This window comes from Limnohabitans sp., assembly GCF_044361645.1.
In the GTDB taxonomy this organism is placed as follows: domain Bacteria; phylum Pseudomonadota; class Gammaproteobacteria; order Burkholderiales; family Burkholderiaceae_C; genus Limnohabitans_A.
The window spans coordinates 1-9,880 of the sequence record NZ_JBIKIL010000133.1; the positions used below are offsets into that span (position 1 = coordinate 1).

Sequence of the window (9,880 nt, forward strand, 5' to 3'; positions counted from 1 at the left end):
CACCTAGGACCAATTTTTTCGCGGTCAGAGACCGCTCCTACAAAAAGAATTGGGGTGGCCTCTTTGTAGGAGCGGTCACCGACCGCGATGGGTGAGGCAAACACCTGAGGGCCAATTTTTTCGCGGTCAGAGACCGCTCCCACAAAAAGAACTGAGGTGGCCTCTTTGTAGGAGCGGTCACCGACCGTGATGGGTCCGGCAAAGGCCTGAGGGCCAATTTTTTCTCGGTCTGAGACCGCTCCCACGAAAAAAGAACTGAGGTGGCCTCTTTGTAGGAGCGGTCACCGACCGCTTCCACGAAATTTTCTCTGAGCTGGAAGTCCTTCGACCGGGTGCGTCAGGGGGCCTTCTGCTTTCTCAGGCGGCCAGTTTTTCTGCTGGCGCAGGTGCCACTGCATCCAAAGCCGTGCGCAGTTGTTGCAAGGTGCGCGGAACATCGTGCCATTTGTCCAGGCCAAACAGGCCTAAACGGAAGGTGCGGAAGTCGGCCGGTTCGTCGCACTGCAGCGGCACGCCAGCGGCAGTTTGCAGGCCCAGGGCCAAGAACTTCTTGCTGCTTTGAATCTCGGGGTCGGTGGTGTAGCTCACCACCACGCCCGGGGCCTCAAAACCGGGAGCCGCCACGCTGGGGAAACCGCGCTCGGCCAGCAACTGGCGCACGGCACGGCCCAAGGCCATTTGCTCTTCGCGCACTTTGGCAAAGCCATAGGCCTCGGTTTCCAACATGGTCTCTTGCAGGCGTTGCAGGGCATCGGTGGGCAAGGTGGTGTGGTACATGTGGCCACCACTTTCATAGGTTTCCATCACCTGCAGCCACTTTTTCAAGTCCATCGCAAAGGTGGTGCTGGTGCTGCTGTCAATCGCTTGGCGGGCGCGCTGGCTCAGCATGACCATGGCGCAGCAGGGCGAGCTGCTCCAGCCTTTTTGGGGGGCGCTGATCAGCACGTCCACCCCCGTGGCCTGCATGTCCAACCACATGGCGCCCGAGGCGATGCAGTCCAGTACAAACAAGCCGCCCACTGCATGCACCGCATCGGACACGGCTTTCAGGTAGTCGTCCGGCAGCATCATGCCGGCCGAGGTTTCGACGTGTGGGGCAAACACCAGCGCAGGTTTTTCGGCGGCAATGGCGGCTTTGATGTCTTCGATCGGGGCCGGTGCCCAAGCAGCTTGGGAGCCCCCGGCGATGCGCCGAGCCTTGTGCACGCTGTGGCTTTTGGGGATGCGGCCCATGTCAAAAATTTGCGTCCAGCGGTAGCTGAACCAGCCGTTGCGAATCACCATGACATGTTGGTCGGTGGCGAATTGGCGGGCGACAGACTCCATGCCAAAGCTGCCGCTACCCGGCACCAACGCCACCGAGTGAGCGCCGTAAACGCTTTTGAGCATGCGCGAGATGTCGGTCATCACACCGCCAAAGCGCTTGGACATGTGGTTCAGGGCGCGGTCGGTGTAGACCACCGAAAACTCCAGCAAACCATCGGGGTCGATCTGGGGCAACAATCCGGGCATGGTGCACTCCTTGGTCAGTGATGAAAATGCAGAGCTTACAGCACCCTGCTGGGGTTCACGGCCAAGGCCAGACGCCACTCGGGCCATGAGCGCAAAGGTTCTCGGTCACCGCAGGCGCAATGCGCGGTCGTTTTCTCAAAGTCTGGAAAGCGGCACGCTGTGGGTCTGAATGTGGCGTTGAAACTCGGGCGCTGTATTGGCCCAATCCACCACGTCGACTCGCCAGGGCAAGTCGCTGCAGGCAAAAGCCTCTTGCAGCTGGCCCAATGTGCCCAAGGGGGTCAGCGTATCGCCCATGATGACCAAGTCCAGATCGGAGTAGCGTTTTGGCGTGCCCCGTGCACGCGAACCAAAGATGCGCACTTCTCGTGCGGGCAGCCATGTGGCGACGAGGGCGTTCACGAGCGCCACTTCTTGCGCACTCATGCCATGCTGCAATTCAGTCACTCGTGTCTTCCAGTCGGGCCAACAAAAGGCGGGCGTTCAGCATGAACGCCTGTGTGCCTTCGTAGACCTGTTGGGCCTTTTGCGGGTCATCAGTGTGCGCCGTGATGTTGCGCATTTGGCGGTAGGCGAACCAGGCGGGTACATCCGAAATCAAACCTTTTTCGGCCGCCATGCGAAGCACGTCCTTGAAGTTGGCAAAGTCGACTTCGCTGGGGTTCAGGGCGTCCAATTCAAGTCGGCGGCGCAGCATCTTGGTGCTGATTTCGGAGACGAATTCAAAGTTCTGAATCACGCCTGCGATCAGGGTGTGGCGAACTTTGGCCTCTTGCACGTTGAACCATGCCGTATCGCTGACCACAGTCAAGCCATCCTCCAGGGATACCAGTGCGAGCCGTAAAGAGCTCAGGTCAAGGCTTGGCGCGTTCATGGGGGCATTTTCCTTGGCCAGTGTTGTCAGGTCAACGCCCGCGCCGCACGCGCAAGATCTCGTCCAAGATCAACAGCGCCGCGCCCACGCTGATGCCAGCGTCGGCCACGTTGAAGGCGGGGAAGTGCCAGGTGCCCCAGTAAAAGTCCAGAAAGTCGACCACGTAACCGTGCACCAAGCGGTCGATCACGTTGCCTATCGCGCCGCCCAAAATCAGCGCGATGGCCAAGCCAAAGAGTTTTTGACCCGGGTGGGCGCGCAGCATCCAGACCATGAAGATGGCCGCCGCCACGCCAATGCCTGTGAAAAACCAGCGCTGCCAGCCGCCTGCATTGGCCAAGAAAGAAAAGGCTGCACCATGGTTGTGCACCCGCACCAGGTTAAAAAACGAGGTGATGGGCGTGCTGTCGCCCAATTGAAAAGCACCCAGCACCAGCAACTTGGTGAACTGGTCGAGCAGCAGCACCACAAGGGCGATGCCGAGCCAAAGTGCCATGCCTTGGCTTTTGCTGGCGTAGCTTTTACCGATTTTTTTGCTGCTGGCCATGGGTTTGCCTTATGTTGTTTGTGCGTGAAGGTCAGGCCACCTGGCGGGTTTCGCCAGCACCATGCAGGTTGCTCACGCAGCGCCCGCAAATCGTGGGGTGATCGGCCTTGTGGCCCACATCGTCGGCGTAGTGCCAGCAGCGCTCGCACTTGGTGTCTTGGCTGGCTTGCACTTGCACGGCCAAGTGTTCGCCGGCTTGCAAAGTGACTTTGGAGGTGATGAACACAAACTTGATGTCTGCCCCCAAGCTGGCCAGCAAGGCGTGGTCAGCGGCGGGCGCGGTGAGTGTGATCTCGGCTTGCAAGGATGCGCCCACTTGGCCTGCGGCGCGCAGGTTTTCGATGTCTTTGTTCACCAAGTCGCGGATCTCGCGGATGCGGCCCCATTTGGCCAACAGCGCTTCATCGGCCGCACCGAAGTCGCTGAAGGTTTCCAAAAAGATGGATTCCGAGGCGCCGAAAGTAGCCCAGGCTTCTTCGGCGGTGAACGACAAAAACGGCGCCATCCAGCGCAGCATGCCGTGCGTGATGCGGTAGAGCGCGGTTTGCGCGCTGCGGCGCGCCAGGCTCTTGGGCGCGGTGGTGTACAGGCGGTCTTTCAGCACGTCCAGATAAAACGCGCCCAGGTCTTCTGAGCAATAAATCTGCAGCTTGCTGACGACAGGGTGGAATTCGTACACGTCAAAGTGGGCGCGGATGTCCGCTTGCAGCTGGGCAGCGCGGGCCAGCGCAAAGCGGTCGATATCCAGCAGTTGGTCGTCCGGCACGGTGTCGGTGGCGGGGTCAAAGTCGCTCACGTTGGCCAGCAAAAAGCGCAGGGTGTTGCGGATGCGGCGGTAGCTGTCCACCACGCGGGCCAGGATTTTGTCGTCGATGTTCAGGTCACCCGAGTAGTCGGTGCTGGCCACCCACAGGCGCACGATTTCTGCGCCCATTTTGCTGTTGATGCTTTGGGGTTCGACCGTGTTGCCCAAGCTTTTGCTCATCTTGCGGCCTTGCCCGTCGGTGGCAAAGCCGTGCGTGAGCAGGCCCCGGTAAGGCGCGCGGCCGTACAGGGCGCAGCCCAGCAGCAGCGAGCTGTGAAACCACCCCCGGTGCTGGTCGTGGCCTTCCAAATACAGGTCGGCCTCTGGCCCTTCGGCATGGAAGGGCGCCACGCCGTAAGCGTCTTTGTGGCTGCTGCGCAGCACATGCTGGAAGGTGGAGCCGGAGTCGAACCAAACTTCCAAAATGTCTGTGCTTTTGGTGTAGCTGGGCGCATCGGCCGCACCCAAAATTTCTTCCGCCGTCACGCGGCTCCAGGCCTCGATGCCGCCTTGTTCAACGATGTCGGCTGCCTGATCGAGGATTTCCATGGTGCGCGGGTGCAGCTCGCCGCTGTCTTTGTGCAAGAAAAACGGCACGGGGACGCCCCAAGAGCGCTGGCGCGAGATGCACCAGTCGGGGCGGTTGGCGATCATGTCGCGCAGGCGGGTTTGGCCGTTTTCTGGGTAGAACTGGGTTTGCTCGATGGCGTCGAGTGCCAGCTGGCGCAGGGTCTTGGGGGCTTTGTCTTTCGTGAACACCCCAAGGCCCTCGTCCATGCGAATGAACCACTGGGCCGCAGCGCGGTAAATCACAGGCGTTTTGTGACGCCAGCAGTGGGGGTAGCTGTGGGTGATGGTGACGGTGGACAGCAAGCGGCCCGCGTTGCGCAACGCGTCCAGCACCACGGGGATGGCTTTCCAGATGTGCAGGCCGCCAAACATCGGGAAGTCTTCGGCGTAGGTGCCGTTGCCTTGTACCGGGTTCAGGATGTCGTCGTACTTCAAGCCATTGGCCATGCAGGAGTTGAAGTCGTCCACGCCGTAGGCAGGCGAGGAGTGCACCAGGCCCGTGCCGTCGCTGTCGCTCACGTATTCCGCCAAGTACACCGGGGACAGGCGCTGGTAGCCAGCGTCCACGTCGTAAAGGGGGTGGCGAAAGTTCAGGCCGCCCAAGGCCGTGCCTTTGGCCGTGGCTAGCACGCTGCCGCCTTGCAGGCCAAAGCGCTCCAGGCATTTGTCGACCAGCGACTCGGCCAGCACCAGGCAGCCCTTGTCGGTTTGCACCAAAGCGTAGGTCAGCTCGGGGTGGGCGTTCAGGGCTTGGTTGGCAGGAATCGTCCAGGCGGTGGTGGTCCAGATCACGGCAAAACCGGTTTGGCCTGCGGGGGTGTTTGGCAGGGCCGTCAGGCCAAAGGCTTTAGCCAGCTTGGCCGCGTCATCGGTTTCAAAGGCCACGTCCAGCGTGTCGCTGTGTTTGTCCTGGTATTCGATCTCGAATTCGGCGAGCGAAGAGCCGCAGTCAAAGCACCAGTACACGGGTTTGAGGCCACGGTACACAAAACCGCGCTCGATCACGCGTTTGAAGGCACGGATTTCTCCGGCCTCGTTGGCCGGGTCCATGGTGCGGTAAGGCCGCTCCCAGTCGCCCAGCACGCCCAGGCGTTTGAAGTCTTCGCGCTGCTGGCCGATTTGCTCGGTGGCAAAGGCGCGGCACAACGCTTGATTTTCGGCCTGCATGTCGTCTCTAGAGAGCTTGCGGCCGTGCAGTTTTTCAATCGCGTTTTCGATCGGCAAGCCGTGGCAGTCCCAGCCGGGAATGTATTGCGCGTCAAAACCCGCCAGTTGCTTGGACTTGACGATCATGTCCTTGAGGACTTTGTTCAGCGCATGGCCGATGTGCAGCTTGCCGTTGGCGTAAGGCGGGCCGTCGTGCAACACAAAAAGCGGTGCGCCTTGCCGGGCGGCGCGCAGCTTTTTGTACAAACCGCCGTCGTTCCACTCGCTCACCCAGCCCGGCTCGCGCTTGGGCAGGTCGCCGCGCATCGGGAAGGGGGTGTCCATCATGTTGATGCGGGTGTCGGGGTTTTGGGTTTTGTCGGTCATGGTGCGTCTGGTCGAGAGGGCTTTGACAAGCTCAGTCCGAGCGGCGGGCCGTTCGGAGAGATCAAGAAGGAGTGGGCCCTTGAGGTCGTTCGCCCTGAGCCTGTCGAAGGGCAGCAAACGAGGGCCAGAGCGTCAAATTCGGTCGCGCGTGGTTTGGCGGCTGGTTTCACCGTGGCGCGAAGCAAACCAGGCTTGTGCGTCGTCGCAGTCCTTGGCGATGCCCTTTGTCAGGGCGTCCAGACCGTCGTATTTGAGCTCGTCGTGTAATTTGTGCAGCAAGTCCACTTGGATGATTTTACCGTAGCCCCCCTCGGCCCCGAGGTGGGCAGGCCAGTCGAAGGCATGCGTTTCTAACAACACGCGCCCGCCGTTGACATCGTTCGGGTCGAGTGAGGGGCGAATGCCTAAATTGGCCACCCCCGGCAGCCCTCGGTTGCCCAGGCCGTGCACCTCGACCACAAAAATGCCGCTGGCCGCCGGTTTCCAATGTGCAAAGCGCAAGTTGAGGGTGCGAAAGCCGTCGCCTGCACCTTCGGCGGTGGCGGCCAATTCGCGGCCCAGCTTGCGCCCATGCACCACATGCCCGCTGATGCTGTAGGGGCGGCCCAGCAAAGCGCTGGCTTCTTGCAGGCGACCTTGGCTGAGGGCCTCGCGCACCGCAGAGCTGGACACCCGCAAGCCCCGCACCTCGTAGCTGTTCATGCGCGCCACATCAAAGCCCAGGCGCTGCCCAGCGGCGTCCAGCATGGCGTAGTCGCCCGACCGCTGGGCACCAAACCGAAAATCGTCGCCCACCAGCACATAGCGCACGCCCAAACCTTGCACCAGCACTTGCTGGATAAAGTCTTGTGGAGACTGGCGCGCCAGCGAGGCGCTGAACGGCAGCACCACCACTTGGTTCACGCCGCAGCGTTCGAGTTCTTGCAGCTTGTCGCGCAAGGTGGCGATGCGGGCCGGTGCCCAGTCGGGTTTGTTCAGGGCTTTGGCAAAGTGGTCGCGCGGGTGCGGCTCAAAAGTCATGACGCAGCTGGGCACGCCTCGGTGGGCGGCTTCGCTGCGCAACAGGGCCAGCATGGCCTGGTGGCCCCGGTGCACGCCGTCAAAGTTGCCAATCGTCAAGGCGCAGGCGGGGGCCAAGTCTGGGTGGTGAAAACCGCGAAAAACCTTCATGGGGGGTGTGATGTCCGAGCGCGAATCTGGGTTCAGGCCAAGATTCACAGTTGTGTCGATGTAAGAGGGTATATTGTGACCGAGCCCGGTCTCTTCAACGGTGGTCACCAGCGCTGGGGGAGCGATCGCGACGGAACTTTTCGTGTCAGTGGTTTTTCAAGCTGTTGGATGGAGGCGTCTGTGAAGGTTTTGAAACTCTCGGCCCAAGGCCTGCCCCAATCGTGGATATCGCTGGAGCAGGCGGTCACCCACTACGCGGCCAACGAGGTGCGCTGGGAAGTCGGCCAAGAAGTGGCCGTGTTCCATGGGGGGCACAACGCGCTCACGGGTCAGCAATCCATCATCACGGTGAACAGCATCATCGGCACCCAAGGCGTGCCCCGCATCAACCCGTTTGACCTGGTGTCGGGTTTGACCAACCCCAAATTGTTTGTGCGCGATCGCAATGTCTGCGCTTACTGTGGTGGACATTTTCACGAGTCGGTCTTGACCCGCGAGCACATCGTGCCCGTGAGCCAAAAAGGCCCGGACCACTGGATGAACGTGGTCACCGCTTGCCGCTCGTGCAACCACCGCAAAAGCAGCCGCACCCCAGAGCAAGCCAACATGCCTTTGTTGTACGCGCCCTATGTGCCCAGCCTGTGGGAAGACTTCATCTTGCGCAACCGCCGCATTTTGAGTGACCAGATGGCGTTTTTGATGGCCCATGTGCCCAAGAGCTCGCGCTTGATGGTTTGAGGCGAGCTTTGGCAAAAACTGTGTTCAGCCCCTTCGCCCAAAGCCTGTCTTGAAGGCCCTCGGCGTGGGTGATCCCTTGTCGCACCCGGTTGCTGCGCAGACCCAAGCGGATCAGAGCGTGTCCGGGTCGTTCGCTTAAATCACGCCCAGTACCAGCAGCAAGGCCCGGTCTACAGCCCGCATGCGCGCATCTTCCAGGTGTCCAAACGGCGGGCTTATTTTGGTGCGTGGCAAGGTGGACGGCTTGTCCACCATCACCTGAGACCGTGCGCGAAGCCCGTTTTGGCTGGTGGGCTCCACCGTGACCCTGAACACCGCGGTGCGCAGTTCACTCGTGACCGGGCAAATCACCACACTGTCCAGCTCACTGAGCAAGTTCGTTTGTACCACCAAGGCCGGACGGGGTTTGCCATAGTCCCCTTGTATGGACACGGTCACCAAGTCGCCCCTTTGTGTCATGCCCAACCGTTCACGTGCCGCAGGGCTTCTTGCGCAAATGCTTGGGCCTCAAGCTCTTGGGTATCGCCCTTGAGGGCCAGGCATTGCAGGCGGACATCGCTCACAAAGCCTTCTAAACGGGTGTCAGGCACCCAAAATTGCACGGGACGCAAGCCGGCTGAGCGCATGCGCTCGCGAGAGCGGGCCACTTTGCTGAGGGGTGAATTGACGGTGTCCATGGGCGCCTCCTGTTAAATTCGCGCGAGGTAACATGATACCGCCAATGAGGCCTTTTGGGGCCTCCACGGCGCAGTCCCCATGTGACGCATCCTGGGGCAGGCGTGGCCAGGCTAGGCCAACAGCCCGGGTCCATCACAGGCCCAGCACAAGCTCAGGTCACGCTCAATTCAAGCCACTGAGCACGCACAGCCGAAGCCGACCGCATTGGCGAATTCGGTCGGCTAAAGCAGATGGCTTGCGCAGTGGACTGAATCGCCGCATCATGCACCTATGAATGCCAAATAACTCGTTTCGTGCTGCTCTGCGGCTTCAAGGAGGCTTCGCCATGATCAACTGTGTGCACCGAGTGTTGCCCGGCATCACGCGTCGGCAAGTGTTTTTGGGGGGCCTCAGTGCCTTGTTCGCGGGGCAGAGCACTGCGGCTGGCAAGGCAGTTCAATTGGCGTCTGTCTGGCCGACAGGGCGTTCACCCCAAGGTTTTTTGGTCAGTGAAAAGTTCGATGGTGTGCGTGCCGTTTGGGACGGGCGGGTGTTGCGTTTTCGCAGTGGTCGTGTGATGGCTGCACCCGGGTGGTTTTTGGCGGCGCTGCCTGCTTTGCCGCTGGACGGCGAGCTGTGGCGTGATCGGGGGCAGTTCGATTCGGTTTCAGGTGCGGTGCGCAAGGCGGTGCCGGACGATGCCCAGTGGCGTAGCTTGTCTTACAGGGTGTTTGATGCCTGGGGCTTGCCAGGGCCGTTTGACCAGCGGCTCCAGCGCGTGGCGCAGGCCCTGGCGCAGGCGGGTCAGCCTTGGCTCGTGGCGGTCAAGCAAGAGACGATGACCAGCGCACAGGCTTTGCAAGCGCATTTGCAGTCGGTGGTGCAGCAGGGCGGTGAGGGGCTGATGCTGCACCGCGCCGATGCGCTTTGGCAAGCTGGCCGCAGCGATGCCCTGTTCAAGTTCAAACCCGAGTTGGACGAGGAGGGGCTTGTGGTGGGCCACCAGCCAGGCAAGGGGCGCTTGGCGGGCATGACTGGGGCTTTGCTGGTGCAAATGCCATCAGGCCAGCGCTTTGCCTTGGGCTCGGGCCTGAGCGATGCCCAGCGCCGCGACCCGCCACCCGTGGGGGCTTGGGTCACCTACCGCTACCGCGATCGCACGCCTTCGGGTTTGCCGCGGTTTGCTTCTTTTGTGCGGGTACGCGAGGCGGAGTGAGCATGAACAAGGCCCCTCTCGGGGCCTTCTTGTTGGGCTGCTCATTCAAAAAAATCTGGTTTTGAGCCGCAAGGCGGGAGGGCGGCACGGGCCGAGCTCAGAGGCGCTTCGCTTTGCCACATCGCCCGACCCGCGCCGCCCTCCCGCCTTGCTCCGGTTCGCAGGACCTTCCCTTCAGGCGAAGACGCCTGCCGTCTCTTGCATGCGGGCGGCACGGGCCGAGCTCAGAGGCGCTTCGCTTTGCCACATCGCCCGACC

At 61.4% G+C, this 9,880-nt stretch carries 11 protein-coding genes; 2 read left to right on the forward strand and 9 right to left on the reverse strand.

Annotation, left to right across the window (positions count from 1 at the left end; translation table 11 throughout):
- The 7 genes from ACIQ39_RS16545 to ACIQ39_RS16575 all read right to left on the reverse strand — a co-directional run.
- On the reverse strand, positions 1-245 hold a 245-nt coding region (locus tag ACIQ39_RS16545), incomplete at its 3' end, for a hypothetical protein (protein ID WP_396435701.1).
- A 112-nt stretch (positions 246-357) separates the two neighbouring features.
- The gene (locus tag ACIQ39_RS16550; protein ID WP_396435702.1) at positions 358-1,512 is read right to left on the reverse strand and encodes an aminotransferase class V-fold PLP-dependent enzyme; all 1,155 of its coding nucleotides are present in this window, start codon (positions 1,510-1,512) and stop codon (positions 358-360) included.
- 135 nt (positions 1,513-1,647) lie between these two features.
- The gene (locus tag ACIQ39_RS16555) at positions 1,648-1,959 is read right to left on the reverse strand and encodes a nucleotidyltransferase family protein (RefSeq protein ID WP_396435703.1); all 312 of its coding nucleotides are present in this window, start codon (positions 1,957-1,959) and stop codon (positions 1,648-1,650) included.
- Complete coding sequence (locus tag ACIQ39_RS16560) at positions 1,952-2,386, reverse strand: HI0074 family nucleotidyltransferase substrate-binding subunit (protein WP_396435704.1); 435 nt, start codon at positions 2,384-2,386, stop codon at positions 1,952-1,954. The genes ACIQ39_RS16555 and ACIQ39_RS16560 overlap by 8 nt, the downstream gene beginning before the upstream one ends.
- Positions 2,387-2,417: 31 nt before the next feature.
- The gene (lspA, locus tag ACIQ39_RS16565) at positions 2,418-2,933 is read right to left on the reverse strand and encodes a signal peptidase II (protein ID WP_396435705.1); all 516 of its coding nucleotides are present in this window, start codon (positions 2,931-2,933) and stop codon (positions 2,418-2,420) included.
- A gap of 31 nt (positions 2,934-2,964) precedes the next feature.
- Positions 2,965-5,841, reverse strand: coding sequence for an isoleucine--tRNA ligase (ileS, locus tag ACIQ39_RS16570; RefSeq protein WP_396435706.1), 2,877 nt, complete (start codon positions 5,839-5,841; stop codon positions 2,965-2,967).
- A gap of 132 nt (positions 5,842-5,973) precedes the next feature.
- Positions 5,974-7,011, reverse strand: coding sequence for a bifunctional riboflavin kinase/FAD synthetase (locus ACIQ39_RS16575; RefSeq protein WP_396435707.1), 1,038 nt, complete (start codon positions 7,009-7,011; stop codon positions 5,974-5,976).
- A gap of 180 nt (positions 7,012-7,191) precedes the next feature.
- Here ACIQ39_RS16575 and ACIQ39_RS16580 point away from each other — a divergent pair, with 180 nt between their 5' ends.
- Entirely contained in the window at positions 7,192-7,749 is a 558-nt protein-coding gene (locus ACIQ39_RS16580; protein WP_396435708.1) for an HNH endonuclease, read from the forward strand.
- A 135-nt stretch (positions 7,750-7,884) separates the two neighbouring features.
- Here ACIQ39_RS16580 and ACIQ39_RS16585 read toward each other — a convergent pair whose 3' ends face one another.
- On the reverse strand, positions 7,885-8,208 hold the full coding sequence (locus ACIQ39_RS16585) for a type II toxin-antitoxin system PemK/MazF family toxin (protein WP_396435709.1): 324 nt from the start codon (positions 8,206-8,208) through the stop codon (positions 7,885-7,887).
- A complete protein-coding gene (locus ACIQ39_RS16590) occupies positions 8,205-8,426 on the reverse strand; it encodes an antitoxin MazE family protein (protein WP_396435710.1) in 222 nt (73 codons plus the stop codon). The genes ACIQ39_RS16585 and ACIQ39_RS16590 overlap by 4 nt, the downstream gene beginning before the upstream one ends.
- Positions 8,427-8,752: 326 nt before the next feature.
- Between ACIQ39_RS16590 and ACIQ39_RS16595 the strand changes: the two genes are divergently transcribed.
- Complete coding sequence (locus tag ACIQ39_RS16595; protein ID WP_396435711.1) at positions 8,753-9,622, forward strand: DNA ligase; 870 nt, start codon at positions 8,753-8,755, stop codon at positions 9,620-9,622.
- Positions 9,623-9,880: the final 258 nt, after the last annotated feature.

What these genes read in the sequence shown, in the direction of transcription:
- ileS (WP_396435706.1), bottom strand. Translation starts at nt 5,841, where the DNA reads ATGACCGACAAAACCCAAAACCCCGACACCCGCATCAACATGATGGAC.
- ACIQ39_RS16550 (WP_396435702.1), bottom strand. Translation starts at nt 1,512, where the DNA reads ATGCCCGGATTGTTGCCCCAGATCGACCCCGATGGTTTGCTGGAGTTT.
- ACIQ39_RS16590 (WP_396435710.1), bottom strand. Translation starts at nt 8,426, where the DNA reads ATGGACACCGTCAATTCACCCCTCAGCAAAGTGGCCCGCTCTCGCGAG.
- ACIQ39_RS16560 (WP_396435704.1), bottom strand. Translation starts at nt 2,386, where the DNA reads ATGAACGCGCCAAGCCTTGACCTGAGCTCTTTACGGCTCGCACTGGTA.
- ACIQ39_RS16585 (WP_396435709.1), bottom strand. Translation starts at nt 8,208, where the DNA reads ATGACACAAAGGGGCGACTTGGTGACCGTGTCCATACAAGGGGACTAT.
- lspA (WP_396435705.1), bottom strand. Translation starts at nt 2,933, where the DNA reads ATGGCCAGCAGCAAAAAAATCGGTAAAAGCTACGCCAGCAAAAGCCAA.
- ACIQ39_RS16575 (WP_396435707.1), bottom strand. Translation starts at nt 7,011, where the DNA reads ATGAAGGTTTTTCGCGGTTTTCACCACCCAGACTTGGCCCCCGCCTGC.
- ACIQ39_RS16595 (WP_396435711.1), top strand. Translation starts at nt 8,753, where the DNA reads ATGATCAACTGTGTGCACCGAGTGTTGCCCGGCATCACGCGTCGGCAA.